16 protein-coding genes are annotated in these 16685 nt (G+C 62.5%); 15 read left to right on the plus strand and 1 reads right to left on the minus strand.

Going from position 1 to position 16685, the window contains the following annotated elements; translation table 11 throughout:
• The first annotated feature begins 45 nt into the window (after window positions 1-45).
• The 15 genes from NG898_RS15780 (at window position 46) to NG898_RS15845 (ending at window position 15070) form a co-directional block, all read left to right on the plus strand.
• Entirely contained in the window at window positions 46-4011 is a 3966-nt protein-coding gene (locus NG898_RS15780) for a pilus assembly protein (RefSeq protein ID WP_252693301.1), read from the plus strand.
• Window positions 4012-4025: 14 nt separating this feature from the next.
• Window positions 4026-4511 (plus strand): type IV pilin protein, encoded by a 486-nt coding sequence (locus tag NG898_RS15785; protein WP_252693302.1) that lies wholly within the window; start codon window positions 4026-4028, stop codon window positions 4509-4511.
• Window positions 4512-4515: 4 nt separating this feature from the next.
• The gene (locus tag NG898_RS15790; RefSeq protein WP_289813032.1) at window positions 4516-5118 is read left to right on the plus strand and encodes a GspH/FimT family pseudopilin; all 603 of its coding nucleotides are present in this window, start codon (window positions 4516-4518) and stop codon (window positions 5116-5118) included.
• 87 nt (window positions 5119-5205) lie between these two features.
• Complete coding sequence (locus NG898_RS15795) at window positions 5206-5412, plus strand: type IV pilus modification PilV family protein (protein ID WP_252693304.1); 207 nt, start codon at window positions 5206-5208, stop codon at window positions 5410-5412.
• Between the two features lies 1 nt (window position 5413).
• Window positions 5414-6325, plus strand: a complete 912-nt coding sequence (locus NG898_RS15800; protein ID WP_289813033.1) for a PilW family protein — start codon at window positions 5414-5416, stop codon at window positions 6323-6325.
• A gap of 29 nt (window positions 6326-6354) precedes the next feature.
• Window positions 6355-6936, plus strand: coding sequence for a pilus assembly PilX family protein (locus NG898_RS15805; protein WP_252693306.1), 582 nt, complete (start codon window positions 6355-6357; stop codon window positions 6934-6936).
• Between the two features lie 47 nt (window positions 6937-6983).
• Window positions 6984-8765, plus strand: coding sequence for a pilus assembly protein (locus NG898_RS15810; protein ID WP_252693307.1), 1782 nt, complete (start codon window positions 6984-6986; stop codon window positions 8763-8765).
• Window positions 8765-9163: a prepilin-type N-terminal cleavage/methylation domain-containing protein gene (locus NG898_RS26240; RefSeq protein WP_260780880.1), complete on the plus strand. Its 399-nt coding sequence runs from the start codon at window positions 8765-8767 to the stop codon at window positions 9161-9163. The genes NG898_RS15810 and NG898_RS26240 overlap by 1 nt, the downstream gene beginning before the upstream one ends.
• Window positions 9151-9678 carry a GspH/FimT family pseudopilin gene (locus NG898_RS15815; protein WP_260780881.1) on the plus strand — a complete coding sequence of 176 codons (528 nt, stop codon included), beginning with the start codon at window positions 9151-9153 and terminating at the stop codon, window positions 9676-9678. Before NG898_RS26240 ends, NG898_RS15815 begins: the two co-directional genes overlap by 13 nt.
• Before the next feature lie 48 nt (window positions 9679-9726).
• Window positions 9727-10839: a bifunctional diaminohydroxyphosphoribosylaminopyrimidine deaminase/5-amino-6-(5-phosphoribosylamino)uracil reductase RibD gene (ribD, locus tag NG898_RS15820; RefSeq protein ID WP_252693309.1), complete on the plus strand. Its 1113-nt coding sequence runs from the start codon at window positions 9727-9729 to the stop codon at window positions 10837-10839.
• 6 nt (window positions 10840-10845) lie between these two features.
• Window positions 10846-11499: a riboflavin synthase gene (locus NG898_RS15825; RefSeq protein ID WP_252693310.1), complete on the plus strand. Its 654-nt coding sequence runs from the start codon at window positions 10846-10848 to the stop codon at window positions 11497-11499.
• A 127-nt stretch (window positions 11500-11626) separates the two neighbouring features.
• Window positions 11627-12766 (plus strand): bifunctional 3,4-dihydroxy-2-butanone-4-phosphate synthase/GTP cyclohydrolase II, encoded by a 1140-nt coding sequence (gene ribBA / locus NG898_RS15830; protein WP_252693311.1) that lies wholly within the window; start codon window positions 11627-11629, stop codon window positions 12764-12766.
• Window positions 12767-12846: 80 nt separating this feature from the next.
• Window positions 12847-13347 carry a 6,7-dimethyl-8-ribityllumazine synthase gene (gene ribH / locus NG898_RS15835; RefSeq protein ID WP_252693312.1) on the plus strand — a complete coding sequence of 167 codons (501 nt, stop codon included), beginning with the start codon at window positions 12847-12849 and terminating at the stop codon, window positions 13345-13347.
• A 27-nt stretch (window positions 13348-13374) separates the two neighbouring features.
• The gene (gene nusB, locus NG898_RS15840) at window positions 13375-13842 is read left to right on the plus strand and encodes a transcription antitermination factor NusB (RefSeq protein WP_012761449.1); all 468 of its coding nucleotides are present in this window, start codon (window positions 13375-13377) and stop codon (window positions 13840-13842) included.
• A 43-nt stretch (window positions 13843-13885) separates the two neighbouring features.
• On the plus strand, window positions 13886-15070 hold the full coding sequence (locus NG898_RS15845; protein WP_252693313.1) for a pyridoxal phosphate-dependent aminotransferase: 1185 nt from the start codon (window positions 13886-13888) through the stop codon (window positions 15068-15070).
• An 81-nt stretch (window positions 15071-15151) separates the two neighbouring features.
• On the opposite strand, the gene NG898_RS15850 is transcribed toward NG898_RS15845, so the two are convergent.
• On the minus strand, window positions 15152-16339 hold the full coding sequence (locus tag NG898_RS15850) for a lytic transglycosylase domain-containing protein (protein WP_252693314.1): 1188 nt from the start codon (window positions 16337-16339) through the stop codon (window positions 15152-15154).
• Window positions 16340-16685 lie beyond the last annotated feature (346 nt).

The following is a 16685-nucleotide window of genomic DNA, read 5'->3' on the forward strand; positions in this document are numbered from 1 at the left end:
ACAAACATGGCAAAAAAACAAAGCCTTTTCGGGGGGCTGAACACCATGAAAATCATCCGCGGCTTGCTGGCCGTTTTTGCAATGGGCTGGGTTTCGGTCATGGGCGCGGCTAACAGCGTGCCGACCGTGGCGATCTCCACTGTCCCGCTGTATGGGCGCAGCCAGAACGTGCACCCGAACCTGATGCTCTCGCTGTCGGTGGAATTTCCGACGACGGGCGCAGCGTATCGTGGCGCCTACGACAAGACCCAGACATACCTGGGTTATTTCAATGCTACGAAGTGCTACAACTACGATGCCACGAACGGCTACTTCGTGATCTCCGGTGCGGCCAACTCGTCATTCGAGTGTTCGGGAAATTTCTCGGGCAACTTCATGAACTGGGCCGCCTCTTCGGCCATTGATGAATTCCGCATGGCACTGACTGGTGGCGATCGAGTGGTCGACACCAAGTCTCAAACTGTGTTGCAGCGCGCGGTATTGCGCGATGACTTCTTCCGCAGCGGCTCTTACTTTCCGGTCAAGAGTATCAACGGCTCGGGCAACGTGAGTGCGCCGAACAAGGTCACGCCATTCAGCTATTCGACGCTGTATATCGTCTCGTGCGGCAACCACATTTTCTTTGCCGATCAGGACTACAGCAGCACGAGTTGCAGCAACCCCGGAGGCTACGGCGACCAGTACGACCGCAAGGGCAACCTGACAGAGCGCCGCTCATTCCGCGCTCAGGTGCAAGTCTGCGATAGCAACGAAGGCTCCACACGCACCGATCTCTGTCTGAATTACAACGGCAACTACAAGCCGGTCGGCCAGATGCAGCTCAATGCCGATCGCATGCGCTTTGCTGCCTTTGGATATCTGAACGACAGCACCAACGATACATCGTTGGATCAGGACGAACGCTACGGCGGTGTGTTGCGCGCGCCAATGAAGTACGTCGGGTCAACCGCTGTCGACACCAGCCTGAATGCGATCACCAACCCAGCCCCGGAGTTCGATCCTGTCACCGGCATCTTCGCAGCCAACCCGCTCAACGCGACCGAAGGTACCAGCGGCGTTATTAATTACCTGAACAAGTTCGGCCGCACCAGCGCGCAGCTCTCCGGTCAGCCGATGGGCTATCTGGGCGGCCCCACCGACAACCCCACCGGCAACTACAAGACGTATGACCCGGTAAGCGAAATGTTCTACGAGAGCATCCGCTACCTCCAGTTCAAGCAAGGCCCCACGCCGGAAGCGGTCGCAGGCTTGCCCAACTCGACGTATTCGGACAACTTCCCGGTCTACAGCACCTGGGATACCGACCCGATGCTGAGCGGTTGCCAACGCAACTACGCGTTCCTGATCGGAGACATCAACACCCACGAGGATCACTACATCCCCGGCAACCAGGTCACCGGCCAGGGTGACCCCGCTCGTGCGGTCAGTTCCTACGATAACTTTGACGTTCGCGCCTGGACCAACAAGGTTGGCGCGCTGGAAACCAATACGCCGGCCGCTGGCAATAGCAACCCGCTCAGCTCGTCGTTTACCAACCTCGGCGACATTAATCACGCGACGTCGCATTGGGCTTCGTATTACCTCGCGGGCGTCGCCTACTGGGCGCACACCTATGGCTTCCGCCCCGACATGCCGACGGCCCGCGTCACGACGTTCGTGATCGACGTAAACGAAAACGGCAACGGCACGGTAGGAGCAACGCAACGCCAGAGCCAGTTCTTTCTCGCAGCCAAGTACGGCGGCTTCCAAGACAACAACAACGACGGCAATCCGTTCAAGACGTTTGGTCCGGACGGCATCACGGTGGTCAACAACAACACTGAATGGGAAGCGGCTCCGACGGGCTCGAACATTCCGTACAACTGGTTCCTGGGTGGCCAGCCTGCCACGATGATCGCCGCCATCAAGAACATCTTCGCGCAGATCGTTTCGTACGCCGGGACGCTGTCGGGCGTTGCCCTGTCGAGTGCGCGCATCACCGGCGGCTCCGGAAACAATACCTATGTGTACGCCCCTGGCTTCGACCAAAAGTGGAACGGACGTCTTGCGGCGTATCAGCTCACGCTGAACGGCACCAACGTGCAGGTCAGCTCGCAGGCCGCGTGGGAAGCTGGCGCCTTGCTGACCACGGCATACGGCGGTACGTCGGGTACCAAATACACCGGCCGCTCAGTGTTCACCACGAACTCGGACACCGGAAAGGGTGTGACCCTCGCCTGGGCGAACATCTCGCAAAGTCAGCAAACGTTGCTCAACACAAGTCCTAGTAACGGCACCAACGATGGCAACGGGCAAAATCGACTCAACTACTTGCTGGGCGACCAAAGCAAGGAAAACAGCTCGGTCAACTCGAGCGGTATCTTCCGCGCGCGCAACAGCATCCTGGGCGACATCATCGGCTCTGCGCCGACCTATGTGAGCGACCCATCGGGCGCGATCACGGATACGGGATACACGACGTTCACCGGCACGTACAACGGCCGTACGCCCATGATCTACGTGGGCGCCAACGATGGCATGGTGCACGGCTTCAACGCGAACACCGGCGCAGAAGTCTTTGGCTACGTACCGAACGCAGTCTTCTCGGGCCTGAACCAGCTGACATCCACCGCTTACGCCCACCGGCTTTTCGTGGATGCCACACCCGTCGCTGCCGAAGCGCAAGTCAACGGCAACTGGCGAACAGTTCTGACGGGCGGTTTCGGCGGCGGGGCTCAAGGCGTGTACGCCCTGGACGTGACCGACCCGACGGGCTCCAAGGGAGGCTCTTTCACCGCCTCCAACGTGCTGTGGGAGTTCACCGACAAGGACGACGCCGACATGGGCAACGTGATGGGCACTCCGCTCATCGTCAAACTGCAGACTGGCACGGACACGTCGAAGACGCCAAATGTGCCGATCTACAAGTGGTTCGTGATGGTCGGCAACGGCCTGAACTCCAACGCGGTCGATAGCAGCTACAACGCCAACGCGCCGGCAGCGCTCTTCCTCCTGTCACTGGACAAGCCGGCAGGGACGGCCTGGCAGCGCAACACCAACTACTTCAAGATCGTCACGCCGATCCCGGGTGGTACGCCGCCATACACCACGGCCAATGGTCTTTCCACGCCAGCCATCGTGCCGGCCGTCAATGGCCGTGCCATGGCCGCCTACGCAGGCGACCTGCAGGGCAACCTGTGGAAGTTCGTACTCTCGGGCGACAGCACGACCTGGAACGAGACCTCCACCGCCCTGCCCGCCTACGGAGGCGGCACAACAAAGAAACCGCTGTTTGCCGCAACCGACAACTACAGCACGCCCGGCCGGAACCAGCCGATCACCATGGCACCCCAGATCGTCTATGCGCCTGGCGGTTACATGATCCTGTTTGGCACCGGCAAGTACTACGAAACCTCCGATACCGGAACGCCGACGCAATACAACAGCTTCTACGGCATCTATGACGACGGTGGTAGCACCAACTACATCACGGACCGCAGCAAGCTCAACAAGCTGACGGCAACCGCATCGTCGGATGGCAAGTCATACAGCGTTGCTTACGCAACAGGTGCCGCCGGGGTGGGTTACGCCAGCCCTCGCAAGCCCGGCTGGGTGCTTGACTTCCCTGACAACACGGAAAAGCAGGTGACAGCGGCAGTGGCTTCCGACGGGGTGGTCTACTTCAACTCGCTCACTGGCGGCGACGCGTGCGGCAACAACGGCAGTAGCCGCAGCTATGCGCTGAATGTGCTGACCGGTATGCCGCTGGGTGGCACGACCACTGGCTATCAATCGTCCACCGGCCTGCTCGGTGCACCGTCGCTGATCGTCATCTCCATCGCCAATGCTTCGCGCGACTCGGTGGGCGGCACGGTCGAAACCAAGACCAAGATCGTGCTCTCGTCGGGTACCCAGGGTCTGACGGTGGGCAACTCGAATGGCTCGGGTGGCTCGGGCGGTTCGGTCACGCAGATTACGCAGCGACGCGGCCGTGCCGGTTGGCGCGAAGTCCGCAACTTCACGCTGAACTGATGGAAGGCGCCAACATGCAACTCCAACGCTCCTTCGTTTTCCGCCAGCGGGGCTTCACGCTGGTAGAACTGATGATCGTGGTCGCGATCGTCGCCATCCTGGCCATCATTGGCTACCCCAGCTACAACCAGTTCGTTCAGAAAGGGCGGCGAGCGGAGGCGAAGGCAGCGCTCCTGTCGACCATGCAACTGTTCGAGCGCCATTTCGCGCAGGTCAACAGTTATGCGCCGGCGGCGGGCGGCGGGACTGCGTGGACCGGCTTCAACACATACTCAGGCGACTCGCCCAGCAGCAGCAACTACACGATTGGTGCAGCCCTGTGCACCGGTAGCCCAGTCGGCGGGCAAGCGGATCAGTGCGTTGAGCTAACTGCCACACCCGTTGCTGGCAAAGCCGACAGTACATGTGGCTCGCTGATCTATCGGAGCACTGGCGAAAAGGGCAATCTACTTCCCGGCGCTTCGTCTGCCACCATCCCCCCCACAACAGGGTGCTGGTGAAGCTATGCGTGGCGTTCTCAAACATCGCTCGAACGGTCGCGGCTCTGGTGGCTTCACGCTACTGGAACTCATGGCCACCATCACGGTGGCTGCCGTCATTCTCATGCTGGCTGGCCCCAGCCTGAATGACTTCATGCGTAAGCAGCGGGTCATTACCGCCGTCGATTCGATCACTTCAGCGATCGGTCAAGCGCGCTCCATCGCCATCGCGACAAATAGCTACGTCACTATCGCTCCGGTAGATGGAACCAGCTGGAATAGCGGCGTGCGCGTCTTCTCAGAGGGCCAAAGCCCAAATGGCACATATAGCGCCACCGCAGACAAATTGCTTGGCCAGTACGACGCCATGCCCACCGGCATGACTGTGACGTTCAAGAGCACCGCTAACATAGCAAGTTCGACCGCGAGCCAGACCTCGTTGACTTACTCACCGGTCGGCTACACCGTGACCACCCCTGGCAAAGTCGCACAGGTCAACGCCACGTTTATAGTGAAGTTTGTCGACGGCAAACCCCCTTCACGCGGCGTCATCATCAACGCACTGGGTCGCGCCCGAACCTGTGACCCCGCGGTTGATAGCACCTGCGTTCCCACGGCGACACAGTAGCGATTGCCACCAAACGTAACAGTCAAACACCCGCATATCTCCTAAGGTAGGTCGGTTCTTGCGGCGCTCAACGCGCCTTTGCCGACCATGCCTAAGTACAACCACCACGTTACCCGCACCGCGCAGCGCCAACACGGCGCCATCCTGATCGAATCCCTCATCTCCCTGGCCGTTCTGTCGCTGGGTGCGGCCGCCATGTTCCGCGGGTTCGATAATCTGCAAGCCACCAGTCACGCCGCGAATCAACTTGGCGTAGACACACGCGCTCAACTCAAACGAACGGAAGCCCGCTGAGATGCCTCGCCCGCTCGCCCGGCCGGCGCGCGGCGTGTCGCTGGTCGAACTGCTGGTTGGCATGACGATCGCATTGATGGTGTTGGGGATCGCGCTGCAACTGACCCTGATCGCACGAGCCCACTACTGGCGGATGGCCGACGATGCCCTGATCCAGGATCGCGGCATGGAGGCAATCGAATTCATTGGCAAGGTGATACGCCAGGCAGGCTGGATCACCGATACACCAATCGTGTCGTCTGTCCGACGCTGGCCAGGCGCGAACGCGCCTTCATCGCTGCTCGGCAAAGACAATTGCGGCAGACCACACATGACTCCCGCATTCGACTGCGACCGTCGTGGTGAAGGCGCAAGTGATGCCCTGCTGGTGCGCTTTTCTGGCCGTGGTGCAGGTGGCGACGGCGCTATGCGGGACTGCCTCGGGTACGGCGTGCCAGAGCGCCAGGCAACTGAAGGCGATCCACGTTTGGGTGGTCTCATGCTCTATGTCACGTATAGCGGCGCCGCCAACGTGCCGCAACTCGTGTGCCGTGCGTTCCAACGAAATGTCGACGCTCCGGACGACGGCTCATCCGATGCCGTCGTCCGCGGTGTCGAGACCCTCCAGTTGCTCTACACAATTGGTCCGGACTCGACGTCGCCAAGCACCGTTAAGTCGGCGCGGTCGATGCAAGACGAAGATTGGTTTCGCGTACGGCTCGTTCACGTGGGAGTCGTTGTGCAGGGCGATCACTTCGCCGTTAAGACGCCCACCACGGACGCGATCTCCCTATTCCCCGAACTGACCACGGCGTCAGATGCACTCGCCGAAGACCTCCAATTCCGACCGGCCGACCCGCGCCGCAATCGTGCCCATTTCGTGGCGACCTATGCTGTGCGTAACCCGCTGCGCTGCGAGGTGGATGCATGCTAAGCCGCTGCGCACGAACAAGCGGCTTCTCGATGATTGCAGTGACCAGCGCGCTGATCATCATGGGGTTACTCATGGTGGGCGCGTTGCATCTGGTCCTAGACCACAATCGTCGTGCCGCGCTGTCGGCCGATCGCGCGCTCGCGATGCACGAAGCGGAAACCGCGTTGGCGGTTGCCGAATGCGAGATCGCAATCGCTACAGACACACCCGGCCGCGAAGGGTGCCAAGCCGAGTTGGACGCCGCACGTATTGCAGCCCTCGATCCCGTCACCTTGGCTGGTTTTGCTCGACACCAATGCGGAAAGAATTCGGCAAGTCGCGGCCTGTGTTGGCCGCAGGACGGCGAGTCCGTCGAGACGCTTTCGGGATTGATGCTGAACGAACGCAATGCGATATCGCTTCTGCCCACCGACAGCCCCTGGCGTGAGCCGGCGCATCGTGCGCGCTATGTCATAGAGCCGATCCGCGATGCTCTACCCGGACAATGGATTCACGCCAACGCGCCCCGAATACCCATGCTCTTCCGCATCACGGCAGTAGGTTTCGGAGCCGATGAAGCCGTCCATGTGAAGCTGCAAACGGTCTATCGACCTCGAGGGGCCGAGCCTTGATGTCGAGGCTTGCCACCATCTTGCTGATGGCTACCCTGAGAGCGCCCATGGCTTCAGCAGCTAGCGATCACTCTGCTGGACACCTGCCGACACACGTCATCGTTGCGCATGGCGACGACGCATGGGCCGGTCGACTGCGTGCCCTTCACTTTCTGCCTACATTGGGGACACTCGATGCGCCTGCACCGACCGATCTTTGGGAAGCCGATGCGATTCTCAACGCAATGCCAGTGGATACGCGGCATCTCTGGACGTTCCGCGACCGTGATTCCGCACAGCACGCCCCAGCTCCCCTGCTGTGGGAAGCCCTGTCGCCCATGCAGCAAGCGGTGATCAATGCGACAGACGAAGTCGGAGCGGAGCGCGTCAACTATCTTCGCGGCATTCGGCGACATGAACGAGGCAAACCGGCCCTGCGGCCGCGGACTGGACTGCTTGGTGCCATGCGCGGCGCGCGCGTGCAACTGCTTGGCCCTCCCGGCTTTGTACTCGACCCGCGTCATATCCGTTTCCGCGAGCAACATGCGCGACGGCCTTGGATGGTCTACGTCGGCGCCAACGACGGCGTGCTTCACGGTTTTGACGCTCTTACTGGGGTAGAACGTTTCGCCGTAATGCCTGACGCTGTTCTTGTAACGGCGGCCAAGAATGCTTCGCCAGGGCAGCCTGTGCCACGCCCCGTCTGCCCACGCCCATTCGCTGCCGATGCATGGACTGGTACAGAATGGCACTCGATACTTGCATGCACCAACGGAGCGATGGCGCCCGGCCTCTTCCTCGTCGACGTCACCGACCCGGTATCTTCTTCCTCTCCGCCGCCCATGCTGGCTTACGACGGCGACGACGATCACGATGTTGGTGAGATGGAAGGCCCTGTCCCCGTGGTAGCCGTGCCCGACGGCGGCGATTCCACACCACGCTGGTTTGCCATCAGCGGCAATGGCCGCGGCAAAGCGGGCGCGCCGAGCAAGCTCTTGTTGCTGTCAGTCGAACAGCAGCGATCGGCCTCCTGGCTGCCGGATCGCACAGCCTATGCGGTCACGATACCGACGGACGTCAGTCGTGGCGGCCTGGGGCCGGCCGCCATAGCCCTCGGGCTGAAAGGCACTGCCACTGCGGCCTACGCTGGCGACGCTCAAGGCCAAATCTGGCGCTTTGATCTGACAGGCGCTCCGCCGTGGTCGAACGCGCTGGGCAATAACCAGGCCGATCGCCGTCTTCCGTTTTTTACAGCCACATCGCGTTCCGGATCGATTCAGCGGATTCTCGCGCCGATTCTGCTTGCCGCAACGGCCGGCGGTCCGCTACTGGTCTTCACTGCCGTTGATGATGACGGCAATGCCACCCTATATGGGGTAACAGACGGTGGTTCACGTCGCCTTTCACGTGACAGTTTGACGAGCCTGGGCGCTACGGATGTCGCTGATGGTGTCGTCATCGAACCCCATGCGCACAGCTCGCAAAACGGCTGGTGCATCGACTTGCCCGGCGGGCAGTTGCCGGACGACCTCAGCACGGCTGGCTCGCATAGCCTCCTGCTCACCACGCGGGATATTGCAGGGCGTGACCGTGCCTACTTGCTGGACACACTGACTGGACTGCCACAGCGCAAGGACGGTCACACCGGCCACATACTCGCCAGCGCGCCGCTCATCACCGTGCAAACGGACGCTTGGGGCGCCACCGCTGCCGGTAAACCCACGCAAAGCGTAAATACAACACTGTGGCATGTTGAAAGCGGGCGCACTCGTCAACTCGAAACACGTCGCTACACACGTCAACTCGGCCGGTTGAGCTGGCGAGAGATGACTGAAACGAGTACGCGCTAATGCGACCACGACGTGGATTCACGCTCATCGAGTTGATGGTCGTGCTAGTCGTTGGCGGTGTGCTGGCGTTTGCTGCACAGTCGGCATGGACCACCTACTGGGAGCGAACGCGACGTGCCGCAGGCGGCGCCGCGTTGGTGGCCGCTCTAGCGCAGTTGGAAGTACGCTATGCGCGCACAGGAAGGCATGACGATGGTATGTCGATGCCCAGCCCCAAGCTGTATGTCGATGGGTACAGTATCCGCAGCCAGCCTTGCTCCGGCGTGGGCACGGAGTTGCCGCCAGCCCAATGCATCCAAGTCATTGCAATTCCAGAGCGCGAAGATTCTGCCTGCGGCATGTTGGTCCTGCGCAGCACGGGCGAGCGCTGGCCCGAAAATTCCGCATGTTGGCCATAAACGAATCGAAACGACGGCCGGCGCAAGCCGGTGTGACGCTCATCGAATTGATCATCGTGACGGCGATCGTAGGGATACTTGCCACAGCGGCCGTGCTGCCCGTTATCGATTACTGGCAGCGCGAGATGGTCATCCTGCAAGCCGATCGCTTGGCCAGCGCGCTGTCCTTGGCCCAGAAGACGGCACAGCATCGGCGGGTTCGAACGCTGCTCACCCCGCGCGACGCCTCCCGTGGTTGGGCCAGCGGCTGGCGGCTGCTCGAGTTTCCCCAGGGGGCCAGCGCTGATTCTGCATCGGATGCAAGAACCTTGTTGTCCGAGCCACTGCCGACGGCGCCCATCGTGCGGCTCTATTCGAACCGGCCGCCCGACGCGCTTTCCTACGAGCCTATGGGATACTCACGGATATCCGGCGCCACGGTAGCAATTTCCAGTGGCCGGCATAGACGTAACGTGGTCATCAGTGCCGCTGGCCGCGCTCGCGTCTGCACGCCAAATTCGAACGGCGACTGTTAGTTAGAGTATCCATCCCCATAATCCATTTTTCATTCTCGCTTCAAACCCATGTTCTCCGACTTCGACCACGCCATGATGCAGCGCGCCCTGGCGCTGGCCGAGAAGGGCTTGTTCACCACGACGCCAAACCCGCGCGTCGGATGCGTGATCGTGCGTGACGACACCGTCATCGGCGAAGGTCATACGCAACCCGCCGGCCAGGACCACGCTGAAATCCAGGCCATCAAGGATGCGCAGTCGCGCGGCCACGATGTGCGCGGCGCCACTGCCTATGTGACGCTGGAGCCCTGCAGCCACTTTGGTCGCACCCCACCCTGCGCTGATCGTCTGGTTGAAGCCGGTATTGCGCGCGTGGTGGCGGCCATGGAAGATCCAAACCCCGCCGTCTCCGGACGCGGCTTGCAGAAGCTGCGAGACGCCGGCGTCGACGTGCGTTGCGGCCTCCTGGAACGCGAGGCGCGTGAGCTGAACATCGGTTTCGTCTCGCGCATGACGCGCGGCACGCCGTGGGTGCGCGTGAAGGTCGGGGCATCGCTGGACGGCCGCACCGCGCTGGACAACGGCATCAGCCAGTGGATTACTGAAACCGAAGCACGCAACGACGGCCACCGCTGGCGCGCGCGCGCCTGCGCCATCCTCACCGGCATTGGCACGGTCCGCGAAGACAATCCGCGACTGACGGTGCGCGCCGTTAATACGCCGCGCCAGCCACGCCGCGTGTTGATCGACTCGGCACTGGACGTGCCACTCGACGCCCACATCCTCACCACAGATGGCCACCACGAGCCGACGCTGATTTTTGCCGCCCAGCCTGAAGCCGGGCGCATGCGTGCGTTGAGCGAGCGCGGCGCGGAGGTCATCCTCCTGCCCAACGCCGCTGGAAAGGTCGACTTGGCCGCGGTCCTGCGCGAGCTGGGTCGCCGCGAAATCAACGAGCTGCACGTCGAGGCCGGCTTCAAGCTCAACGGCTCGCTGCTACGCGAAGGGCTGGTTGACGAGATCCTCGTCTATCTGGCGCCCAAGGTGCTCGGCGCGGGCCAGGGCATGTTCAATATGGGGCCGCTGCAGACGCTGGAAGGCGCGGCCGAATTCTTTTTTTACGACATCTCGCGCATCGGGGGCGACCTCCGCATCCTCGCGCGCCGCAACCCCACGGATTGATTGCTTATGTTCACCGGAATCGTCGCCGCAGTTGGCCGCATTGAAACCGTCTCGCCGCTTGGCGACAACGCCGATGCAGGCGTGCGCCTGTCCATCGACTCGGGCGGCCTGCCGCTCGCGGACGTGGCGTTGGGCGATTCGATCGCCATCCAGGGTGCGTGCATGACGGTTGTTGCCAAAACTGACAGCCGCTTCGACGTGGATGTGTCGCGCGAATCACTGTCCAAGACAGTCGGGCTGGAACGCCCGGGCGAGGTCAATCTCGAGAAGGCCCTGCGCCTGGCCGACCACATCGGCGGGCACCTCGTATCCGGCCACGTGGACGGCTTGGGCACGGTCACGCATTTCGCGCCGGTCAACGAATCACACGAACTGCGTGTGCGGGCGCCGGCGGAGCTGGGCAAATATCTCGCCTACAAGGGCTCCGTGGTGGTCAACGGCGTGTCGCTCACGGTCAATACCGTCCGGGACGACGCCGACGGCTGCGAGTTCTCGATCAACCTGATCCCGCACACCGTGGCGGTCACCACGCTCAAGCACTTGAAGGCCGGCAGCCAAGTCAACCTGGAGATCGACCTGATCGCCCGGTACGTGGAACGCATGCTGACCCACGCCGCCATCGGCCTGCCCGTGGGCACCCAACCTCTGGCAGCCGTTTGAACCGCTGGCCCCACTGGCTTGGGGCCACCTTGACGTACAATAGCGGGCTTCCCATTTACGCAGTCGCACGGCCCCCGAAATTACGGATTTGCGGGAGTTGGCCGGCGACGCGCACCCCTGCTACGCCATGTCGATCGCCACAGTCGAAGAAATCATTGCCGAAATCCGCGCCGGCCGGATGGTCATCCTGGTCGACGAGGAAGACCGTGAGAACGAAGGCGACCTGATCCTGGCGAGTGATTTCGTCACGCCGGAAGCCATCAACTTCATGGTCACGCACGCGCGCGGCCTGGTGTGCCTGACGCTCACCGAAGAGCATTGCGATCAGCTCGACCTCCCGATGATGGCCAGCCGCAACGGTACGCAGTTCGGCACCAATTTCACCGTGTCGATCGAAGCGGCTGAAGGCGTGACCACCGGTATTTCCGCCGCCGACCGCGCGCGCACCATTCAGGTAGCCGCCGCCAAGAACGCGAAACCGTCTGACTTGGTGAATCCGGGCCACATCTTCCCGCTGCGGGCTCAAAAGGGCGGCGTGCTGATGCGCGCCGGCCACACCGAAGCCGGTTGCGACCTGACCGCGATGGCTGGCCTGACACCCGCCGCTGTGATCTGCGAAATCCTGAAGGACGACGGGACCATGGCGCGCTTGCCGGACCTAGTCGAATTCGCCAAGAAGCACGGCCTGAAGATCGGCACGATTGCCGACATGATCCAATACCGCAGCCGCACCGAGAGCATCGTCGAGCGCGTCGGCGAGCGCACGATGGAGACGCAGTTCGGCACATTCCACGCCGTCGCCTTCCGCGATCGGGCAGCCGGCCGCGCCCATCTGGCGCTGGTCAAAGGCACGCCCACGCCGGACACCGAAACGCTGGTGCGCGTGCATGAGCCGCTGTCGGTGCTCGACCTGCTCGAATGCCAGCGCACGACGCACTCGTGGAGCGTGCCCGCCGCCCTGCGCGCCGTCCAGGCTGCCCCGACCGGCGTGGTCGTCCTGCTTAATTGCGGCGATTCGGCGGACCGGCTGTTCACCCAGTTCACCGCACTGGATGCGCCGCACGAGCGCCCGCGCACGAAACCCGATCCGCGCATTTACGGTATCGGCGCGCAGATCCTCAAGGACGTGGGCGTGGGCAAGATGCGTGTGCTTGCCTCGCCACTCAAGCTGCCGAGCATGGTCGGCTACGATCTGGAGGTCACGGCGTACCAGTCGATGGCGGATGCGCCCGACGTCACTTCCGCTTCGTCCGCCGCCACTCATTGATTTTTTTGCCGGCAGCCTCGGCTGCCGCCCCAGCTTTCTTTTTTGACGTTGCCTCACCGGCAACCCAACCGGAATACACCATGGACCACGGCTTCTACCCGACCAATCTCAACGGCGAAGGCCTGCGCATCGGCATCGTCCAGGCGCGTTTCAACGAGCCCGTGTGCGAAGCGCTGCGCGAGGCCTGCGTCGCTGAACTCGAACAACTCGGCGTGGCCGGCGAAGACGTGCTGCTCGTGACCGTGCCGGGCGCGCTGGAAGTCCCGCTGGCCCTGCAGAAGATGGCCGAATCGGGCCAGTTCGACGCGCTGATTGCGCTGGGCGCAGTCATCCGCGGTGAGACGTACCACTTCGAGTTGGTGTCCAATGAATCGGGCGCCGGCATCACGCGCGTGGGCCTGGACTTCAACATCGCCATCGCCAACGGCATCCTGACCACCGACACCGACGCACAGGCCCACGCCCGCACCCGCGAAAAGGGTCGCGACTGCGCCCGCACCGCCGTCGAAATGGCCAACCTGACCAACGACCTCGACGGTCTGCAGGATCACGGCCAGGACGACGACGGCGAGACTGAATAAGCGCTTCCTCGCGCAAAGGCTTTTCCCATGACGCAAGACAATTCCCAAGCCAAGACCAAGGCGCCCGCCAAGAGCGCGCGCCGCCGTGCGCGCGAACTGGCGCTGCAGGGTCTGTATCAATGGCTGCTCAATCGCAACGACCCGGGCGTGGTCGAAGCGCATCTGCAAGACGCGCAAGGCTTCAACAAGGCCGACCGCGCGCACTTCGACGCGCTGCTGCACGGTGCCATCCGCGAAGAAACCACGCTGACCGAGGCGTTCACGCCGTACCTGGATCGCCCGGTTGCCGAACTGTCACCGGTCGAACGTGCCGCCCTGCTGGTCGGCGCGTACGAGTTGGTGCACTGCGTGGACATCCCGTACAAGGTCGTGATCAACGAGGCGGTTGAACTGACCAAGACCTTCGGCGGCGTGGAAGGCTACAAGTACGTCAACGGCGTGCTGGACAAGCTGGCTGCGCAAGTGCGCGCAGTCGAGGTCGCTGCCCGCCGGTAATTCGGCGTCTGCTTTTCGCTTTACCTTTTCACTCCGCTCCAAGATGGACGCCCACCGCCTGCAGACAGCCGCCCGGCTGGCCAATATCCGCGCCTTTCACGTGATGGAGTTGGCCAAGCAGGCCCGTGAGCTGGAACTGGCGGGACGCAGCATCATCCACATGGGCATCGGCGAGCCCGACTTCACCGCCGCCGAGCCCGTAGTTCAAGCCGCCGCCGACGCCATGCGGCGTGGCGTCACGCAGTACACCGGCGCCTTGGGCATTCGCCCACTGCGCCACGCCATCGCCCGCTACTACCAGACCACTTACGGCCTCGACATTGCGCCCGAGCGCATCATCGTCACGGCGGGTGCGTCGGCAGCGCTGCTGCTGGCGTGTGCGGTGCTAGTGGAGATTGGCGGCGAAGTCCTGATGCCTGATCCGAGCTATCCGTGCAACCGTCACTTCGTGGCTGCCTTCAACGGCGAGGCGAAGCTGGTGCCGTCGGGGCCGGAAGAGCGCTTCCAGTTGACGGCGGCCCAGGTCGAAGCGCACTGGGGAAAACGCACGCAGGGCGTGTTGCTGGCCTCCCCATCCAACCCGACGGGCACGTCGATCCTTCCGGATGAGCTGCAGCGCATCGTGCAGACGGTACGCGCGCGAGGCGGATTTTCGATCGTTGACGAGATCTACCAAGGCCTGTCGTACGACCAGGCACCGGTCTCAGCACTGTCGTTCGGCGATGATGTCGTCACGATCAACAGCTTTTCCAAGTATTTCAACATGACCGGCTGGCGGCTCGGCTGGCTAGTAGCCCCCGCTGAACTGGTGCCCGAGTTCGAAAAAGTCGCGCAGAATCTGTTCATCTGCGCGTCAGCGGTGGCGCAATACGCGGCGCTCGCGTGCTTTGAGCCGGAAGCGCTGGCGATCTACGAACAGCGCAAGGCCGAATTCCGTCGCCGCCGCAATTTCATCGTGCCGGCCCTAGAGTCGCTCGGCTTCAAGGTACCGGTCAAGCCGGATGGGGCGTTCTATGTCTACGCCGATTGCCGTGGCGTAAACCACCCGCACGCCGCCAATGCCGACGCCCTCACCCAGTCGATGCTGCATGACGCCGGCGTGGTGCTCGTGCCGGGCCTGGATTTTGGTCCGCACACGGCGCAGCACTACATCCGGCTGTCGTACGCAACATCGATGGCGCATCTGGAAGAAGCGGTCACAAGGTTGGGCAAGCTGTTCGGCCGGTAAAACGCTCTCCGCGCCTCGCCCAAGCAAAAAAGGCCGTCCCGAAGGACGGCCTTTCTTATATAGCGCAGCGAAGCAAGTCGATCAGGCCTGGCCTTGGGACTTGTCGTCCAGCCGTGCCTCTTCCTGCTGACCCGCAGCCGGTTGTTTGTCGGCCGGCTTGGCGGCTTGCGTCTTCGCATCGGCCTGCGTCACAGGCGTTGCCGTCGCGACCGGCTTCACCGGTTCGCGCTCGGACGCCGCCGTCATGGGCGAACGATGCCCCGTGGCCACCATGCGCAGGCGCGAACGCTCTTGCAGCACCTTGCCGCCGTAGCCGCCGTCACCTTGCGTGACCGCACCGACATACAGCTTCAGGCCACCTTCAATCGAACCTGCACGCGCGATGCAATCCTTCAGCACGAGCGCACCAACCTTGATGTTGGCGTACGGGTTGAGCGCGGCACCAACACCACCCATCACCTCGTACTTGTCCTGGTGGACCTTGGTCATGACCTGCATCAGGCCCTGCGCACCCATACCGCTTTCGGCGAACGGGTTAAAGCTGGACTCGATCGCCATCACGCCCAGGATGAGCAGTGGATCCAGGCCGACTTCCTTGCCGGTCTGGTAGGCCGCCTTCACCAACTGGCCAGTGGCAGTGGCCGCCACGCGGTATTTGCGGGCGATGTATTCCGCCACGGCAGCCTGCTCTCGCGGGGTACCGGCGGTTGCCGACTCACGCGCGTCGCGGACGACTTGCGTGTTCGGAATCTGCGCAGCCAACTCGGCCACGGACGGCACCTTGGATAGCGTGTCCCAACCAGCAGCCGCGACCGTGCCGCCTTGGGCCGTAGCCGGGGCCACAGCCTGGGCAGCGCCCGTACCGGCAGACGGCGCAGTCGGCGCAAAAGCTACCGGCTGGACGCCCGCCGCAATCGCGGGTGACGGATTGGCCGAGGCGACGCTGGTGTCGACACCCGGCGTGAAATGCAGCACGCGTTGAGCGACCGTGGCACGCCACTCGCTGTTGAGCGAGAGTGCAACTGCGGCGGCCACAGCCAGCAAGCCGATGCTGTTGAGCACGACATGCCCGCTGCGGAACACCAGCAGTACGCCAGGATGCAACTCATTGCGGGACACGGCAGCGCCCCCTGCGTTCAACTCCATGCGCAGCTTACGAGGCAGCGCAACTTGACCTGCACGCGCGAGGCGGCGGCCAACCGGGGCTACGAGCCGGCGTTGCAGCGCCGATCCGATCCCGGAAGAATGAAGGGTTTTCCAACCGTTCATACTTACCTCCGTCCGCTGCGCAGATCCGGTAGACGCCTTTCTTTTGCTTGGCGCCGTGCGTTTCGAATCGCAACGGTTTTTAGTAAGGATGCCGCGCTGTTGCAGTCAGCCGGCATCTGTTGGGGGCACTCCCCTAGTGCCCAGAGAAATGCGGGGCGTGTCCTTGGGGAGGTCACGTCCCGCAGCGATTCTGATGTGCTCTGGTGTCGCCCCTCATACGTCGAAGAGTTAAGCGAAGGCGTTAGCCGAAAACATGTTGCGCTGCAACAATTACCAGATCGGATTGGATTGTAGGAAGCGCGTTATGCCAAGTCAATCATAAAGAAGTAAGTTTTCATATCTAAAA

This window comes from Ralstonia mojiangensis (assembly GCF_023955645.1).
Lineage (GTDB): Bacteria > Pseudomonadota > Gammaproteobacteria > Burkholderiales > Burkholderiaceae > Ralstonia > Ralstonia mojiangensis.